Origin of the sequence: Streptomyces sp. NBC_00425 (assembly GCF_036030735.1) — a bacterium.
Lineage (GTDB): Bacteria > Actinomycetota > Actinomycetes > Streptomycetales > Streptomycetaceae > Streptomyces.
In genome coordinates this window covers 2,521,463-2,538,726 of the sequence record NZ_CP107928.1, presented here as the reverse complement: position 1 = coordinate 2,538,726, position 17,264 = coordinate 2,521,463, and the positions used below count along the sequence as shown (strand labels likewise).

Below are 17,264 nucleotides of genomic sequence, written 5' to 3'. Positions count from 1 at the left end.
CCTGCATACCTGACGCGGCGTCGGACACATGGTCTCCGGAGGCTGAATTTCGGTCCGCGCTGTGGCGCACCCGGCAGGGGGTGGCGTTTACTGACCCGCGCGTCCCCCGGCGTACGACCGGCGCCATGGGGAGGCGGGGCGGGACGGCGCGTACTCGTGCCCGGCGGGGTGCGAGGGGGGAGAGCTGTGTTGCGGAGCTTGGGGCAGAGGGCAGTGACCGGCAGCGACGAGGATCCGAGGGTGGCGGAACTGCGGACCGCGGTGTCCCGGCTGCGCCGCGAACTCGCCGCGCACCCCGCGGAGTTCCCGGACCGGGTCATCGCCGAGGACGAACTCGCCGCGCTCGCCGCGATGGCGACCCACGGCACCCCGGAGGTGCCGCGGTTACGCCGTTCCCTGCTGCTGGTCGCCGGCGCCATCGGCTCGGTGAGCGCGCTGGCCCGCAGTCTGTCCGACGTGCGCAGCGCCGTGGAGCTCTTCGGGCAGAGCCCGCGCCGCTGACCCGCGGCCCGCAGCGCGTGAGCAGGTCAGCCGGTTCCGTTGCCCGGGTTGGTCAGGGCCTGCGACAGCTCCGCCGCCACCTGCTGGAGCACCGGCACGATCTTCTCCGTGGCCTCCTCCGTGACGCGGCCCGCCGGGCCGGAGATGGAGACGGCCGCGGCGGTGGGGGAGTCGGGCACGGACACCGCGAGGCAGCGGACGCCGATCTCCTGTTCGTTGTCGTCGACGGCGAACCCGGCCCGCCGGACGTCCGCCAGCGCCGCCAGGAAGCCCTCCGGCGTGGTGATCGTCTTGTCCGTCGCGGCGGGCATGCCGGTGCGGGCGAGCAGGGCGCGCACCTCGTCGTCGGGGAAGCCGGCCAGCAGGGCCTTGCCGACGCCGGTGGAGTGCGGCAGGACCCGGCGCCCGACCTCGGTGAACATTCGCATCGAGTGCTTGGACGGCACCTGCGCCACGTACACGATCTCGTCGCCGTCGAGCAGCGCCATGTTCGCCGTCTCGCCGGTCTCCTCGACGAGACGGGCCAGGTGGGGGCGGGCCCAGGTGCCCAGCAGCCGGGAGGCCGACTCGCCCAGCCGGATCAGCCGGGGGCCCAGCGCATAGCGGCGGTTGGCCTGCTGGCGGACGTAACCGCAGGCCACCAGGGTGCGCATGAGGCGGTGGATGGTGGGCAGCGGGAGCCCGCTGCTCGCGGACAGCTCGCTCAGGCCGACCTCGCCTCCCGCGTCCGCCATCCGCTCGAGCAGATCGAAGGCGCGCTCGAGTGACTGGACCCCTCCGCCGGCGGACCTGGCGGATTCGGGGGTGCTGGCGCTCGACGTCGGCACGGCGCGTCCTTTCGCTGCGGGCGGGCGGGGCTGAAGCCTACCCGCCGGTCGGTTGACTCCCGGCTTGTGCGTAGCTACGTTCTGCTGTACGGAATTGTCATTCCACTTTGTGGAAACATCCAGATCGGCGGCGAGAGGCGCACTGTGGGGGAGTGTGCCCTTGACGGCGCGAGAGCGGGAGTGAAGACTCCTTCAACAGAACGTTGAATTTTGTGACGTGAACGTTGCCGGACGTTTCCGGCAGATGACCGCAGTGCACGGGAGAGAGGGGTCCGGGTGTCCGAGGCCGAACTGTTGCTGCGCTCGACGCGCGTCATCACCGCCGAGGGGACGCGCCCCGCGGCGGTCGCCGTGGCCGACGGGACCATCACGGCCGTCCTGCCGTACGACGCCCCCGTCCCCGAGGGAGCCCGACTTGAGGACTTCGGCGACGACGTCCTGATGCCCGGCCTGGTCGACACGCACGTGCATGTCAACGACCCCGGCCGCACCCACTGGGAGGGCTTCTGGACCGCCACCCGCGCGGCGGCGGCCGGCGGCATCACCACCCTCGTCGACATGCCCCTGAACTCCCTGCCGCCGACCACGACGGTCGAGCACCTGCGCGTCAAGCGGGAGGTCGCCGTGGACAAGGCGCACATCGACGTCGGCTTCTGGGGCGGCGCCCTGCCCGACAACGTCAAGGACCTGCGGCCCCTGCACGACAGCGGGGTCTTCGGCTTCAAGGCGTTCCTCTCCCCGTCGGGCGTGGACGAGTTCCCGCACCTCGACCAGGACGGTCTTGCCCGCTCGCTGGCCGAGATCGCCGGCTTCGACGGCCTGCTGATCGTGCACGCGGAGGACCCGCACCACCTGGACGCGGCCCCGCAGCAGGGCGGCCCCCGGTACGCGGACTTCCTCGCCAGCCGCCCGCGCGGCGCCGAGGACACCGCCGTGGCGCACCTCGTCGCCCAGGCCCGTCGGCTCCACGCGCGCGTGCACGTCCTGCACCTCTCCTCCAGCGACGCGCTCCCGCTGATCGCCGCCGCCAAGGCCGAGGGCGTCCGGATCACCGCCGAGACCTGCCCGCACTATCTGACCCTGACCGCCGAGGAAGTGCCCGACGGGGCCAGCGAGTTCAAGTGCTGCCCGCCCATCCGTGAAGCCGCCAACCAGGACCTGCTGTGGCAGGCCCTCGCCGACGGCACGATCGACTGCGTGGTCACCGACCACTCGCCGTCCACCGCCGACCTGAAGACCGGCGACTTCGCGACCGCGTGGGGCGGCATCTCCGGCCTCCAGCTCAGCCTCTCGGCGGTCTGGACCGAGGCGCGCAGACGGGGGCACGGCCTCGAGGACGTCGCGCGGTGGATGTCCACGCGCACGGCCGCCCTCGTGGGCCTCGACCGCAAGGGCGCGATCGAGGCGGGCCGCGACGCCGACTTCGCCGTCCTCGCCCCCGACGAGACCTTCACCGTCGACCCGGCGGCACTCCAGCACCGCAACCGCGTCACCGCGTACGCCGGGAGAACCCTGCACGGCGTCGTGAAGTCCACCTGGCTGCGGGGCGAACGCATCGTCGCCGACGGCGAGTTCACCGGGCCGAAGGGCCGGCTGCTCACCCGCGGCGCCTGACGCCGACGCCGCTGGACGCCCCCATCCGCACCGCGACCCCCGCACCCGCGACCCCGCCGCGGCCGACTCCCGAAAGGCAGATCTGATCACCGTGACGGCGACGACGAGTTTCACCGGCGACGCGAACCCCTACGCAGGCGGCGACCCGTACGCGGACTACCGCACCGCCGACTTCCCCTTCACCCGGCACGTCGACCTCGCCGACCGGCGGCTCGGCGGCGCGGTCGTCGCCGCCAACGACGAGTTCTTCGCCCAGCGCGAGAACCTTCTGCTGCCCGGGCCGGCCGAGTTCGACCCGGAGCACTTCGGGCACAAGGGCAAGATCATGGACGGCTGGGAGACCCGTCGCCGCCGCGGCGCCTTTGCCGGCCACCCGTGGCCGACCGCCGACGACCACGACTGGGCGCTCGTCCGTCTCGGCGCGCCCGGCGTGATCCGGGGCATCGTCGTCGACACGGCCCACTTCCGCGGCAACCACCCGCAGGCGGTGTCCGTCGAGGGCGCGTCGGTGGCGGGCTCGCCGTCGCCCGAGGAGCTCCTCGGGGACGACGTGAAGTGGACCGTGCTGGTCCCGCGCACACCGGTCGGCGGCCACGCGGCGAACGGTTTCTCCGTGGCGACGGAGCAGCGCTTCACGCATCTGCGGGTCAACCAGCACCCCGACGGCGGCATCGCCCGCCTGCGCGTGTACGGCGAGGTCGTCCCCGATCCCGGGTGGCTGGCGGTGCTCGGCGCCTTCGACGTGGTCGCCCTGGAGAACGGCGGCCTGGTCGAGGACGCCTCCGACCTCTTCTACTCGCCCGCCTCCCACACCATCCAGCCGGGCCGCTCCCGCAAGATGGACGACGGCTGGGAGACCCGCCGCCGCCGCGACCGGGGCAACGACTGGATCCGCTACCGGCTGGCCGCCCAGGCGCGGATCCGCGCGCTGGAGATCGACACCGCGTACCTGAAGGGCAACAGCGCCGGCTGGGCCTCGGTGTCGGTCAAGGACGGCGACGACGGCGGGTGGACGGAGATTCTGCCGCGTACCCGCCTGCAGCCCGACGCCAACCACCGCTTCGTCCTGCCGGAGCCCGTGGTGGGGACGCACGCGCGCGTGGACATCTATCCGGACGGCGGCATCTCCCGCCTGCGCCTGTTCGGCTCGCTGACGGAGGAGGGCGCGAGCCGCCTCACGGCCCGCCACCAGGAGCTGGGCGGCTGACCGGGCCCGTCCTGAGCAGATGTTCCCGGACAAACCGGAACACTTTCCTCCGGCTTCCGCGTTCTCCTGGTGTGACCCTTCAGCAAGAGATCGTCGGCAGCGCCATGCAGATGGCGGTCGTCACCCTGCAGCCCGGCCAGAGCGTGTACTGCGAGGCTGGGAAGTTCCTCTTCAAGACGACCGACGTGACCATGGAGACCCGCCTGGGCGGCCCGTCCGGCGGCGGCCGGCAGCCGCAGGGCGGCGGGGGCGGCATGGGCGGCATGCTGCGCCAGGCGATGGGCACCGCCATGCAGGTCGGCCAGCGCGCGCTCGCGGGCGAGTCACTGGCCTTCCAGTACTTCGGCGCCCGGGGCGGCGAGGGCACCGTCGGCTTCGCCGGCGTGCTCCCCGGTGAGATGCGCGCCCTGGAGCTGGACGGCACGCGCGCGTGGTTCGCCGAGAAGGACGCCTTCGTGGCCGCCGAGTCCACCGTCGACTTCGGCATCGCCTTCCAGGGCGGCCGCACCGGCATGAAGGGCGGCGAGGGCTTCGTCCTCGAGAAGTTCACCGGCCGCGGGACGGTGATCATCGCGGGCGCCGGCAACTTCATCGACCTCGATCCGGCCGACTTCGGGGGCCGCATCGAGGTGGACACCGGCTGCCTGGTGGCCTTCGAGGACGGCATCCGCTACGGCGTCCAGCGCGTCGGCGGCCTCGACCGCCAGGGGATGATGAACGCGGTGTTCGGCGGCGAGGGCCTCTCCCTGGCCACGCTGGAGGGCAGCGGCCGCGTCATCCTGCAGTCCCTCACCATCGAGAGCCTCGCGAACGCCCTCCGCAAGGCCCAGGGCGGCGACAAACAGGGGCCGTCGGGCGGACTGTTCTCGACGGACGCGGGCTGACCCGGGGGCGGCGCCCGCGCGACGGGAGGCGCGCGACCGGCGGGCCGGCCGCCGCCAGAAGCAGGCGGCGGTGCGACTTAGGTCGATGGTCGTCGTCCTTCGGTAGCCGATCGCCGTCTGCGGGGAGGTGTTCGGGCCCCTGCCTGCGTAGATTCGTGGCCCATGAGGGCAGACGACGACAGCGCGCCGGCGGCGCCCGGCTTCACGGGCCCCCGATGGCTGTGGCCGTCCGCGGTGGTCGCCGAGCTCGACCCCGACGCCGAGCGCCGGGGGTCGCGGCACCGGCGTACCGCACGCGACTGGATCGTCGACCTCTCCTGCTTCCTCCTGGCCGTCCTGATCGGTCTGGTGGTCGCGGACGCGTTGCCCGGCGAACGCGACCTGCCGCCCGCCGTCGCGGAGGCCGACCAGCTTCTGGGCGCCCTCGCCTGCGCGGCGGTGTGGCTGCGCCGCCGGTGGCCGCTCGCCCTGGCCGTCGTGCTGGTCCCGCTCGGATTCCTGTCGACCTCCTCCTCCGGCGCGCTCACCGTCGCCCTCTTCACACTCGCCGTGCACCGGCCGTTCCGGTACGCGGCCTGGGTGGGCGGCGCCGAGCTCGCACTGATCCCGCTGCTCGTCCGGGTGCGACCGGACCCTCAGCTGGCGTACGGGCCGGCGGTGGTGTGGAGCGTGCTGATCACCGTCACGATCCTCGGCTGGGGCATGTTCGTGCGGTCGAAGCGGCAGCTGATGCTGAGCCTGCGCGACCGGGCACGGCGCGCCGAGACGGAGGCCCGGCTGCGCGCCGAGCAGGCGCAGCGGCTCGCCCGCGAGGCCATCGCCCGCGAGATGCACGACGTGCTCGCCCATCGGCTCACCCTGCTCAGCGTGCACGCGGGCGGCCTGGAGTTCCGCCCCGACGCACCCCGTGAGGAGATCGCCCGGGCGGCCGGCGTCATCCGGGAGAGCGCCCACGAGGCCCTCCAGGACCTGCGGGAGATCATCGGCGTCCTGCGGGCCGGGGAGCCCGACGACGGGGGCCGGCCCCAGCCCACGCTCGCCGGGCTGGACACACTGGTCGCCGAGTCGCGCGAGGCCGGCATGAAGGTGGCCCTCGACCAGCGGGTCGCCGAGGCCGCCGCGGTCCCCGCCTCCGTCGGCCGCACCGCCTACCGCATCGTCCAGGAGGGGCTGACCAACGCCCGCAAGCACGCCCCGGGCGCGGAGGTCGCGGTCACCGTCTCCGGCGGCCCCGGCGAGGGCGTCGCCGTGAGCGTGCGCAACCCCGCGCCGGAGGGCGACGCCCCGCCCGTCCCCGGTTCCGGCCAGGGCCTGATCGGCCTGACCGAACGGGCGACGCTGGCCGGCGGACGTCTGGAGCACGGGGCCCGGGGCGAGGGCGGCTTCGAGGTGCGGGCGTGGCTGCCCTGGGGGTGAGCGCGGCGGACGGGGGCGGACCCTGCCCGCGCGGCGATGCGCCCGCCAGGGACGTGGGCGTGGGCGTTCCCGCGCGGGGCGCCGGCGTGCACTCGCGGGGCGTGAGTGTTCCCGCGGTGAATCGTCGCACCGTCCAACTCGTGGGCTCCCACCGTGATTACGTGGGCCCATGACTGCGATCAGACTCCTCCTCGTCGACGACGACCCCCTGGTGCGGGCCGGTCTGTCCTTCATGATGGGAGGCGCCGACGACATCGAGATCGTCGGTGAGGCCGCGGACGGCGGCGAGGCCGAGGAACTGGTGGCGCGCACCCGCCCCGACGTCGTCCTGATGGACATCCGGATGCCCGCGGTGGACGGACTGACCGCCACCGAACGGCTGCGCGCCCGCGAGGACGCCCCGCAGGTGGTCGTGCTCACCACCTTCCACGCCGACGAGCAGGTGCTGCGGGCGCTGCGCGCGGGGGCCGCCGGGTTCGTCCTCAAGGACACCCCGCCCGCCGAGATCCTCGACGCCGTGCGCAAGGTGGCGGCCGGCGACCCGGTCCTGTCGCCCACGGTCACCCGGCAGTTGATGGACCACGCGGCCGGCGCCTCGGCCGACACCCGGCGCGCCCACGCGCGCGGGCGGCTCGCGGCCCTCGGCGAACGCGAACGCGAGGTGGCCGTCGCGGTCGGCCGCGGGCTGTCCAACGCGGACATCGCCGCCGGGCTGTTCATGAGCGTGGCCACCGTCAAGGCCCACGTCTCCCGCATCCTCGCCCGACTCGGGCTCAACAACCGTGTGCAGATCGCCCTGCTGGCCCACGAGGCGGACCTGCCGGACGGCGGACCGGACACGGCGGGACGGAAGAAGACGATCTAGGCGAGGGCTCCGGGCGACGCTGACGCGGGACCGGTTTCGGCGACGGTCGGGAACCGTGCTTCCTCGCCGCGGCGGCGGCCTCCGTCCGGCGCCTGCCGTGCGGGGGTCCCCGCCTCGCTCACGCCGTCCCGAGGGTCGCCGGGATCTCCGCGAGCCGTACCGCCCGGCGTTCCCGGCGGGACACCTCGCAGGCCTCGGCGATGCGCAGGGCCTGCAGGGCCTCGCGGCCGTCGCACGGGTTGGCGCGGCCCCCGCGGACGACGTCCACGAAGGCGTTCAGTTCCGCCGTGTAAGCGGGTTCGAAACGTTCCAGGAAACCCGTCCACGGCTTGTCCGCGGCCGGCGGACCGGTGGGCTCGGTGGACGCGATCGGCGTGCGGTCGTCCAGGCCCACCACGATCTGGTCCAGCTCCCCGGCCAGCTCCATGCGGACGTCGTAGCCCGCCCCGTTCAGCCGTGTCGCCGTAGCGGTGGCGAGGGTGCCGTCGTCGAGGGTGAGGACCGCGGCCGCCGTGTCCACGTCTCCCGCCTCGCGGAACATCGCGGGACCGGCGTCCGACCCGGCCGCGTACACGTCCGCCACCTCGCGCCCGGTCACCCAGCGCAGGCAGTCGAAGTCGTGGATGAGCGCGTCCCGGTAGATCCCGCCGGACACCGGCAGCCAGGCGGCAGGCGGCGCCGACTCGTCGGAGGTCAGCGCCCGCACCGTGTGCAGCCGTCCGAGCCGTCCCGAGCGCACCGCCTCCCGGGCCCCCGTGTACCCCGCGTCGAAGCGGCGCTGGAAGCCCATCTGGAGGATCGTTCCGGCGTTCTCGACCTCGGCTATCGCCTGTAAGGTCCCGGCCAGATCCAGGGCGATCGGCTTCTCGCAGAAGACCGGGAGCCCGGAGCGTGCTGCCCGACCGATCAGTTCGGCGTGGGCCGAGGTGGCCGTCGTGATGACCACGGCGTCCACGCCCCAGCGGAAGATCTCGTCCACCCCGGGGGCGGCCGTCTCCCCGAGCCGCAGCGCGAGCTCCTGGGCCCGCCCGTGGTCGGCGTCCGTCAGGATGAGGGATCCGACCTCGCGGTGACGGCTGAGTGTGTTCGCATGAATGGTGCCTATGCGGCCCGTCCCGATGACCCCGATGCGCATGAAACCAAAGTGACGTCGCAGGCAGCACCCTGTCAATGCGCATGTCCGGACAATCGAACTACACAACTTCCCGTCAACCGGTCGCGGAGCTACGCTCGGGCCGTGCCGAAACCAGGAGTGGACCCGACCGTGCAGCTGGAACTACGTGTGGACCGCAGTTCCCCGGTGCCGTTGTACTTCCAGCTCGCCCAGCAGCTGGAGGCCGCGATCGAGCACGGCTCGCTCACCCCCGGGAGCCTGCTGGGCAACGAGATCGAGCTCGCCGCACGGCTCGGCCTGTCCCGGCCGACCGTCCGCCAGGCGATCCAGTCGCTCGTCGACAAGGGGCTCCTGGTGCGCCGCCGGGGCGTCGGCACGCAGGTGGTGCACAGCCAGGTCAAGCGCCCCCTGGAGCTCAGCAGCCTCTACGACGACCTGGAGGCGGCCGGGCAGCGTCCGGCGACGACGGTCCTGGCCAACACCGTGCTGCCGGCGTCCGCGGAAGTGGCGGCCGCGCTCGGGGTGGCCGAGGGCAGCGACGTCCACCGCGTGGAACGGCTGCGGCTGGCGCACGGCGAGCCGATGGCGTACCTGTGCAACCACCTGCCCTCCGGTCTGCTCGACCTCGACACCGCACAGCTCCAGGCCACCGGCCTGTACCGCCTGATGCGGTCCGCCGGGATCACCCTGCACAGCGCCCGCCAGTCCATCGGCGCCCGCGCCGCCACCGCGGACGAGGCCGAGCGGCTCGCCGAGGACCGCGGCGCCCCGCTGCTGACCATGCAGCGCACCACCTTCGACGACACCGGGCGAGCGGTGGAGTTCGGCGACCACATCTACCGCCCGACCCGCTACTCCTTCGAGTTCCAGTTGCTCGTGCGCCCCTGAGCGCCTCTGAGCGCCCCGTGCGCCCCGGGCGCGGACAGCGGCCGTGACCGCCGGCGCCGCCGTGAGCCGGTGAGGTGACACGGGCGAAGCACGTGACGTCCGCGACGTCCGCGACGTCCGTGACGTCCGTGACGTTGTGACCCCCGTCACCCCGGCGTGCCGACGGCAGGGACGTCGGCCAGGACCGCCCGACGACCCCCGCCACGAGCTGCGGCGTCGCGCGCCGGCCCGTCGCCGCGCCCCCGCGGTCGCCGGGCGTCCGCCGTCGGCGAAGGCCACGCGCCGTCGTCGCCCGGCTCGGCACCCGAGGTGAGGGTGAGGCAGAATCGGCGACGATGAGCACCTACGGCAACTTCAGCGCCCCCATCGGCTCCCGCCGCGCCCCCGCACTCCGCACGGTGGGCACCAGGGAGCGCCGCTCGCACCTCACCGCGCCACGGGTGCCCACCGTGGGCATCGACATCGGCGGCACCAAGGTGATGGCGGGCGTCGTCGACGCCGACGGCAACATCCTGGAGAAGGTCCGCACCGAGACGCCGGACAAGTCGAAGAGCCCGAAGGTCGTGGAGGACACGATCGTCGAACTGGTCCTGGACCTGTCCGACCGCCACGACGTGCACGCCGTCGGCGTGGGCGCGGCGGGCTGGGTCGACGCCGACCGCAACCGTGTGCTGTTCGCGCCCCATCTGTCCTGGCGCAACGAACCCCTCAGGGACCGCCTCTCCGGTCGCCTCGCGGTGCCCGTCCTCGTCGACAACGACGCCAACACCGCCGCCTGGGCGGAGTGGCGCTTCGGCGCGGGCCGCGGCGAGGACCACCTCGTCATGATCACCCTCGGCACCGGCATCGGTGGCGCGATCCTCGAGGACGGCCAGGTCAAGCGCGGCAAGTACGGCGTCGCCGGCGAGTTCGGCCATATGCAGGTCGTGCCCGGCGGCCACCGCTGCCCCTGCGGCAACCGCGGCTGCTGGGAGCAGTACAGCTCGGGCAACGCCCTGGTCAGGGAGGCCAAGGAGCTGGCCGCCGCCGACTCGCCGGTGGCCTACGGGATCATCGAGCACGTCAAGGGGCAGATCGGGGACATCAGCGGCCCCATGATCACCGAGCTGGCCCGCGAGGGCGACGCCATGTGCATCGAGCTGCTCCAGGACATCGGCCAGTGGCTGGGCGTCGGCATCGCCAACCTCGCCGCCGCCCTGGACCCGTCCTGCTTCGTGATCGGCGGCGGCGTCTCGGCCGCCGACGACCTGCTGATCAGCCCCGCGCGCGACGCGTTCAAGCGCCAGCTCACCGGCCGCGGCTACCGCCCCGAGGCCCGGATCGTGCGCGCCCAGCTCGGCCCCGAGGCCGGCATGGTCGGCGCCGCGGACCTGGCCCGTCTGGTGGCCCGCCGCTTCCGGCGCGCCAAGCGCCGCCGCGTGGAGCGCTACGAGCGCTTCGAACGGTTCACGGAGGCGGCCCGCCGCACCCAGGACACGGCCTGACGGCACTGTCGCCCTCCGCCCGGGACACGGCCCGACGGCTGTGTCGCCCTCCGCCCGAGCCACGGCCCGACGGCTGTGTCGCCCTTCGCCCAGGACATCGCATGACCCCGGTACCGCCGCCCCGCACGACCTCGGACCCCGCATGACAGCGCCGCTGCCCCGCCAGGCCGCGTCCCCCGGCGAGCCGCCCCGCCCGCCGGAGGACCGCCGGCACATGATCCGCCGCCGGGCGCTCACCCTGCTGATCATCGTGCTGCTCATCGGCGTCCCGGCCGGCTACCTGGTGATCTCCGCCGACCAGAGCCGCAGCAGCGGCAAGGACAAGGAGGCGAAGTACTCGGCGACCGGCCTGACCGAGGGCTGGCCCTCGAAGGTGCAGCGCCGCCTGTACCAGGTGCCGGTCCCGCACCCCGCCAACAAGGTCGCCTACTACGAGACGAACAACTGGAAGACCAGCCGGCTCTACGTGCAGTTCCAGACCACGCAAGCCGGCCTCGACCAGTTCCTCGCGGAGATCGGCGTCGGCCGGGACGACCTGAAGAAGGGCGACATCGCCATCAGCGCCCGCGACCAGGAGATCACCGGCTGGAAGTTCAGCGGACCCGGCTCGCGTCCGGGGGACGACTTCGGCATCGTCCTCGAGCGCAAGAACCCGCAGCCGACGCTGGACATCGTCGTGAACACCGGAAACGCGGTCTTCCCGTTCGTGTACGTCGTCTCCCGCACGGTTCCCTGACCCGGCTCCCGGGTCCCGCCCGGCGCCCCGGCCGGACCCGACGGGGTGACCGGCCGGCCGCCCGGGGCCGATTGTCAGACCCCGCCCGTAGAGTCGAAGACGACTGATCCGACAGGCGGGCGGGAGGTGGACACCCGGCATGAGCGTCATGGCCGACGGGACGGCTGCTGCCGAGCCCGGTTCCCTCTCCGTCTCCGTGCGGCTCGCCGCCGTCTTCCTGCCCGCCCCCCTCCCGCGCGAGGGCCGCGTCGCCTTCTGGGACCCGGCGGGCGACGCGCTGCCCGCCGCGGCGGAGGCGGAACACACGGAGCTCACCGTCGTCCGGCGGCATGGCGCGACGATCCGCCGCCGGCAGACCCCCGCCCTGTCGCTGCCGGTCGACGCCGCGCTCCCGCTGCTCGTGCGCGCCCGCCACGACCCCGCCGCCCACCCGGCGACCGCCTGCTGGGGCGCGGCCGCCCTGCACGCGCTGCGGCTCGCCGCCCGCGGCCGCCTCCTGCCCGGCCTGACGCCCGCCGGACACGACGCCTGGCGCGCGGGCCCGCTGGACCCGGAGGACATCGCGCACCTGCGCGCGGTCGCCGCCGCCCTCCCGCACGAGGGCCACGCCGTGCCGCTCCCCGGCTCCGGCCCGCTCCTGCTGCCCCGGCCCGAGGCCCTGATGCGCTCCTTCCTCGACGCGGTGGCGGACACCCTGCCCCGCACCCCGGCCGCGCCGCACGCCTGCGGCAGGCCCTTCGCGGACCGCCGGCCCCAGCGGCTGCCCGGCGCCCACGACTGGGCCGCGGAAGTCGCCGCAGGCATGGACGCGGGCGTGCGGATCTCGCTGCGCCTCGACCTGTCGGCGTACGACATGTTCGACGCGCCCGGCGGCGACGGCCACGGCGGGGCGCGGGTGCGCAGCGCCGGCGCGGCGATCGTCCAGGTGCACAACCTCGCAGACCCGACCCTGGTGACGGACGCGGCCGCGCTGTGGGCGGGCGAGGCCGACGCGGCCTTCGGGGCACGCGCACGCGTGGACGCGGCCCTCGCCGTGCGGCGCGCGGCCCGCGTGTGGCCGCCGCTCGCCCGGCTCGCCGAACAGGACGCGCCGGACGTCCTGGCCCTCTCGGAGGACGAGCTGGGCGACCTGCTCGGCGTGGCCGCCACCCGGCTCGCCGCGGCCGGGGTCGCCGTGCACTGGCCCCGGGACCTGGCACAGGACCTCAGCGCGTCCGCCGTGGTGCGCCCGGCGCCCGGCTCCGCGACCGACGGCGGGGGATTCTTCGAGGGCGAGGAACTGCTGCAGTTCCGATGGCAGCTGGCGCTCGGCGGCGACCCGCTCAGCGACGCGGAGATGGACGCGCTGGCGGAGGCCCACCGCCCGGTGGTGCGTCTGCGCGACCAGTGGGTGCTGGTCGACCCGGCGCTGGTGCGCAAGGCCCGCAAACGCGAACTGGGCCTGCTCGACCCGGTCGACGCCCTGTCCGTCGCCCTCTCCGGCGTGGCCGAGGTCGACGGCGAGACCGTCGAGGCGGTCCCGGTCGGCGCCCTGGCAGCCCTGCGCGACCGCCTCACCGCCGGGGTGCTGCCCGCCGAGCCGCCCGCCGGTCTGCACGCCGTCCTGCGCGACTACCAGCTGCGCGGCCTGGCCTGGCTGGACCTGATGACCTCCCTCGGCCTCGGCGGCTGTCTCGCCGACGACATGGGCCTCGGCAAGACGATCACCGTCATCGCCCTGCACCTGAAGCGGGCCCGCACCGAGCCCACCCTGGTGGTGTGCCCGGCCTCCCTGCTGGGCAACTGGCAGCGCGAGATCAACCGCTTCGCGCCCGGGGTGCCCGTCCGCCGCTTCCACGGCCCCGACCGCAGCCTGGACGAGCTGTCCGGCGGCTTCGTCCTCACCACGTACGGCACGATGCGGTCGGCGGCCCCGGCGCTGGCCGGGCAGCCCTGGGGCATGGTCGTCGCGGACGAGGCGCAGCACGTGAAGAACCCCTACTCGGCGACGGCGAAGGCGCTGCGCACGATCCCGACGCCCGCGCGCGTGGCCCTGACCGGCACCCCCGTCGAGAACAACCTGTCCGAGCTCTGGGCGCTGCTCGACTGGACGACACCCGGACTCCTCGGCCCCCTGAAGTCCTTCCGCGCCCGGCACGCGCGCGCGGTGGAGAACGGCGAGGACGACCAGGCGGTGGAGCGCCTCGCCCGGCTGGTCCGCCCGTTCCTCCTGCGCCGCAAGAAGTCCGACCCCGGCATCGTGCCCGAGCTGCCGCCCAAGACGGAGACCGACCACCCGGTCCCGCTCACCCGCGAACAGGCCGCCCTCTACGAGGCGGTGGTCCGCGAGTCCCTGCTGGCCATCGAGACGGCGGACGGCATCGCCCGCCGCGGCCTGGTGCTGAAACTCCTCGGCGCGCTGAAGCAGATCTGCGACCACCCGGCCCTGTACCTCAAGGAGACCGGCGCCGCCGTCGGGGACGCCCTCGCCGCCCGCTCCGGCAAACTCGCCCTGCTGGACGAGCTGTTGGACACCCTCCTCGCGGAGGACGGCTCGGCCCTCGTCTTCACCCAGTACGTCGGCATGGCCCGTCTGATCACCGCCCACCTCACCGCCCGCGCCGTCCCCGTCGACCTGCTGCACGGCGGGACTCCGGTGCCGGAGCGGGAACGGATGGTGGACCGCTTCCAGAGCGGCGCGACCCCGGTCCTCGTGCTGTCCCTGAAGGCCGCCGGCACCGGCCTCAACCTGACGCGCGCGGGGCACGTCGTGCACTTCGACCGCTGGTGGAACCCTGCGGTGGAGGAACAGGCCACGGACCGCGCCTACCGCATCGGCCAGACCCAGCCGGTCCAGGTGCACCGCCTCATCACCGAGGGCACGGTCGAGGACCGCATCGCCGAGATGCTCCAGGTCAAGCGCGCTCTGGCCGACGCGATCCTCGGCTCCGGGGAGTCGGCCCTTACCGAACTCACGGACCGTGAACTCACCGACCTGGTCAGGCTGCGGAGGCAGGCGTGATGAGCGAACCGCGCCAGAGCACCGGGCCGGCCGACGAGGCGCGCCGGGCGCTGCGGGAGGCCCGGGAGCGGCAGCAGGAGCAGAGCGCGCAGCAGCACGCCGAGCGAGGCACGGACCGGCCCGACCGCCCCGCGGCCCCCGCCGCGCCCCGGCCTGCCGACGCCGCCCGCGCGGCCCTGCGCCGGACCCCGCAGCCCGCCCCCACCCCGGCCGACCAGGGTTCCGAGGCCGCCCCCGACCCCGTCGACGCCTCAGGTCCCGCGACCGACACCGTCCCGGTGACCGACCCCGAGCCGGCCGCCGAGCCGGCCGTCGACTCGGCGCCCGGAACGGGGCGCGCCCCCGGCGCCGGCCTGGAGGCCGCCGCTCGTCCGACCGCCGGCCCGCGCCTCGCGTCCGGCTCGGGCGCCGCGTCCGGCAGCGGTTCTGTGGGCGGCTCCGCACCGGTGGGCGACGTCGCCGCCGGTGCCGCGGGGGAGGCGGGTTCCACCGGCGGTCGCCTGGAGGCCGCACCCGGTCTGCGGCTCGCGTCCGGCTCGGGTTCCGCCGGCGGCTGCCCCGAGGCCGCGCCCGGTCCGACCGCCGGCCCGGACGCCGTCCCCGTGACCGGTTCCCGGCCTGCGGCGCCCGACGTGCCGCCTGCGCCCGCAGGGCCGGCCGCCGTGGACCGGGCGGGGGCCGGGAGCCCGGCGGCGTCCTCCCCCCGCCTCACGGCCGGCCGGGACACCATGCCCCCACCCGCCGACCCCGTCCCGGACGTCACGACCGCTCCGCCCGTGACGACGGGCCCACGTCCGGGGGACGTCGCCCGTGAGGCCCTGCGCGCGGCCCGGGCACAGGCGCGCCGCGGCCCGTCCGCAGCCGAGCCTCGGACTGTCGCCGAGACGCCCGCCCGGCCGGCTCGTGAGACGGCCTCCGGCCGTGGGCGGCACCGCCCCGGCCCGAGCCCCGAGACGCGTTCCGCCGCGCCGCCCGCCGGGCGCTCGGCCGATGACCGGCGAGCGGACCGCACCCGCGACCGGCTCGCCGAGGAACGCGCCCGCGCGGTCAGGGAGTTGCTCGCCGACTCCTTCCGCATGCCCTCGGACGACGCCGCCGAGCACGCACCCGATCCCGAGGCCCGTACCGATGCCGACACCGCCTTCGCATCCGAGCCCGCGCCCGGCCCCCGCTCCGCTCCCGTGTCCGTCCCCGAGCCCGAGCCTGCGCCCGAGCCCCGCTTCGCTCCTGCATCCGTCCCCGAGCCCGCGCCCGCGCCCGGCCCCGGCTTCGCTCCCGGGTCCGTCCCCGAGGCCGAGTCCCGCTACGGACCTGGACCCGGGCGCGGACCCGGACCGGAGCCCGTCCGAGGGGTCCGCCGGGATCATGGGGAGAACGGCCCGGACGGCCTCGACGGTCCTCACGGGCGCGAGGCCCGTGCCTTCTCGCCGGTGCTCGACGACGTCCCGCCCCACACCCCCCGTTCCATGGCCGCCCCCTCCCGGGACGGCGATCACCGCCGCACCTTCCCGGCCTTCCCCCCGCGCACCGGCGGAGCCTTCGCCGGGACCTGGTGGGGGAACGCCTGGGTCGCCGCGCTCGAGGAGGGCGCCCTCGACCCCAAGCGCGTGGTCCGCGGGCGCGGTTACGCCGAGCAGGGGAACGTGGACGCGATCACCGTCACGCCGGGACACGTCCTCGCCTATGTGCAGGGCAGCCGCCCCCGCCCGTACCGCGTCCAGGTCCGGCTGCGCACCCTCGGCCAGGAGGACTGGGAGCGTTTCCTGGCCGCCGCCGTCGAGCACCCCGGGCACATCGCCGCACTGCTCGACAAGGAGATGCCGGAGTCGCTCGCCGAGTGCGGGGTGCCGCTGCTGCCCGGCCCCGGCGACCTGGAACCGCACTGCAGCTGTCCCGACCGCGGTCACCCCTGCAAGCACGCGGCCGCCCTCTGCTACCAGACCGCGCGACTGCTCGACGCCGATCCGTTCGTGCTGCTCCTGCTGCGCGGCCGGGGCGAGCGCGAACTGCTGGACGCGCTGTCCCGACGCAACGCCGCGCGAGCGGCCCGCGCCGCACAGGAGCGGCAACCGCGTCCCCTGCCCGGCGTGCGGGCCGCGGAGGCCCTCGCCGAGCGCCGGCTGCCGCCCCTCCCGGCCCCTCTGCCCGCGCCCGCGCACCCCGAGCAGCCTCCGGTGTACCCGTCCGCGCCGAACGGTCCGGACTCCTTCGCGCTGGACCACCTCGCGACCGACGCGGCCGCCCGCGCCCACGCCCTGCTGACCACCGGCCACGACGAGATCGGCGCGCTGACCCTCTGGCAGGACGCCGTACGGCTCGCCGCGTCCCGTCCCGGCTCCGGGCTCACCGTCGCCACCCGGGCCCTCTACGCCTCGCTGGCCTCCGCGGCCGGCCGCACCCCGTCCGAACTGGCGCGGGCGGTGGCCGCCTGGCGGCAGGGCGGACCGGACGGGCTCGCCGTCCTGGAGGAGTCCTGGGACCCGCCGGCCGGCCGCTTCGACCGGGCCCGCCCCCTCCTCCTGGCCGCCGACCTGCCCGCCTTCCGCCCCCGTCGCAACCACCTCACCCACCCCCGCGGCCATGTCCAACTCCGCTTCGGCCGGGACGGGTTGTGGTACGCCTACGAGTCCGAACCCGGCCATGACGACTGGTGGCCGCGCGGCACGCCCGACCCGGACCCGGTGGGCGCGCTCACGGGGCTGGGCGGCGCGGGCGAGTTCTGACGGC

13 protein-coding genes are annotated in these 17,264 nt (G+C 74.9%); 11 read left to right on the top strand and 2 right to left on the bottom strand.

Annotated elements, in window-relative coordinates:
- The first annotated feature begins 186 nt into the window (after window positions 1-186).
- A complete protein-coding gene (locus tag OHS82_RS10605; protein ID WP_057576097.1) occupies window positions 187-501 on the top strand; it encodes a DUF5955 family protein in 315 nt (104 codons plus the stop codon).
- A 26-nt stretch (window positions 502-527) separates the two neighbouring features.
- On the opposite strand, the gene OHS82_RS10600 is transcribed toward OHS82_RS10605, so the two are convergent.
- On the bottom strand, window positions 528-1,328 hold the full coding sequence (locus tag OHS82_RS10600) for an IclR family transcriptional regulator (protein ID WP_057576099.1): 801 nt from the start codon (window positions 1,326-1,328) through the stop codon (window positions 528-530).
- Window positions 1,329-1,604: 276 nt separating this feature from the next.
- Between OHS82_RS10600 and allB the strand changes: the two genes are divergently transcribed.
- From allB to OHS82_RS10575, 5 genes are all read left to right on the top strand, one after another.
- Window positions 1,605-2,942 carry an allantoinase AllB gene (allB, locus tag OHS82_RS10595; protein WP_057576101.1) on the top strand — a complete coding sequence of 446 codons (1,338 nt, stop codon included), beginning with the start codon at window positions 1,605-1,607 and terminating at the stop codon, window positions 2,940-2,942.
- Between the two features lie 91 nt (window positions 2,943-3,033).
- Window positions 3,034-4,149 (top strand): allantoicase, encoded by a 1,116-nt coding sequence (gene alc / locus OHS82_RS10590; protein ID WP_057576103.1) that lies wholly within the window; start codon window positions 3,034-3,036, stop codon window positions 4,147-4,149.
- Window positions 4,150-4,220: 71 nt separating this feature from the next.
- The gene (locus OHS82_RS10585) at window positions 4,221-5,033 is read left to right on the top strand and encodes an AIM24 family protein (protein ID WP_079041042.1); all 813 of its coding nucleotides are present in this window, start codon (window positions 4,221-4,223) and stop codon (window positions 5,031-5,033) included.
- A gap of 162 nt (window positions 5,034-5,195) precedes the next feature.
- Complete coding sequence (locus OHS82_RS10580; protein WP_057576105.1) at window positions 5,196-6,449, top strand: sensor histidine kinase; 1,254 nt, start codon at window positions 5,196-5,198, stop codon at window positions 6,447-6,449.
- A 169-nt stretch (window positions 6,450-6,618) separates the two neighbouring features.
- Window positions 6,619-7,314: a response regulator gene (locus OHS82_RS10575; protein ID WP_057576107.1), complete on the top strand. Its 696-nt coding sequence runs from the start codon at window positions 6,619-6,621 to the stop codon at window positions 7,312-7,314.
- 118 nt (window positions 7,315-7,432) lie between these two features.
- On the opposite strand, the gene OHS82_RS10570 is transcribed toward OHS82_RS10575, so the two are convergent.
- The gene (locus OHS82_RS10570) at window positions 7,433-8,449 is read right to left on the bottom strand and encodes a Gfo/Idh/MocA family protein (protein ID WP_057576109.1); all 1,017 of its coding nucleotides are present in this window, start codon (window positions 8,447-8,449) and stop codon (window positions 7,433-7,435) included.
- A gap of 129 nt (window positions 8,450-8,578) precedes the next feature.
- On the opposite strand from OHS82_RS10570, the gene OHS82_RS10565 reads away from it, so the two are divergent.
- From OHS82_RS10565 to OHS82_RS10545, 5 genes are all read left to right on the top strand, one after another.
- Window positions 8,579-9,316 (top strand): GntR family transcriptional regulator, encoded by a 738-nt coding sequence (locus OHS82_RS10565; protein WP_107105136.1) that lies wholly within the window; start codon window positions 8,579-8,581, stop codon window positions 9,314-9,316.
- A gap of 335 nt (window positions 9,317-9,651) precedes the next feature.
- A complete protein-coding gene (locus OHS82_RS10560) occupies window positions 9,652-10,800 on the top strand; it encodes an ROK family glucokinase (protein ID WP_057576113.1) in 1,149 nt (382 codons plus the stop codon).
- A gap of 142 nt (window positions 10,801-10,942) precedes the next feature.
- Window positions 10,943-11,536, top strand: a complete 594-nt coding sequence (locus OHS82_RS10555) for a hypothetical protein (RefSeq protein WP_057576115.1) — start codon at window positions 10,943-10,945, stop codon at window positions 11,534-11,536.
- Between the two features lie 148 nt (window positions 11,537-11,684).
- Window positions 11,685-14,537 carry a DEAD/DEAH box helicase gene (locus tag OHS82_RS10550; protein WP_328436049.1) on the top strand — a complete coding sequence of 951 codons (2,853 nt, stop codon included), beginning with the start codon at window positions 11,685-11,687 and terminating at the stop codon, window positions 14,535-14,537.
- Complete coding sequence (locus OHS82_RS10545; protein ID WP_328433756.1) at window positions 14,537-17,260, top strand: SWIM zinc finger family protein; 2,724 nt, start codon at window positions 14,537-14,539, stop codon at window positions 17,258-17,260. The genes OHS82_RS10550 and OHS82_RS10545 overlap by 1 nt, the downstream gene beginning before the upstream one ends.
- Window positions 17,261-17,264 lie beyond the last annotated feature (4 nt).

Excerpts from the sequence above, each read along its gene's own strand:
- OHS82_RS10580 (WP_057576105.1), top strand. The coding sequence starts at position 5,196 with ATGAGGGCAGACGACGACAGCGCGCCGGCGGCGCCCGGCTTCACGGGC.
- OHS82_RS10560 (WP_057576113.1), top strand. The coding sequence starts at position 9,652 with ATGAGCACCTACGGCAACTTCAGCGCCCCCATCGGCTCCCGCCGCGCC.
- OHS82_RS10570 (WP_057576109.1), bottom strand. The coding sequence starts at position 8,449 with ATGCGCATCGGGGTCATCGGGACGGGCCGCATAGGCACCATTCATGCG.
- OHS82_RS10550 (WP_328436049.1), top strand. The coding sequence starts at position 11,685 with ATGGCCGACGGGACGGCTGCTGCCGAGCCCGGTTCCCTCTCCGTCTCC.
- OHS82_RS10545 (WP_328433756.1), top strand. The coding sequence starts at position 14,537 with ATGAGCGAACCGCGCCAGAGCACCGGGCCGGCCGACGAGGCGCGCCGG.
- OHS82_RS10575 (WP_057576107.1), top strand. The coding sequence starts at position 6,619 with ATGACTGCGATCAGACTCCTCCTCGTCGACGACGACCCCCTGGTGCGG.
- OHS82_RS10555 (WP_057576115.1), top strand. The coding sequence starts at position 10,943 with ATGACAGCGCCGCTGCCCCGCCAGGCCGCGTCCCCCGGCGAGCCGCCC.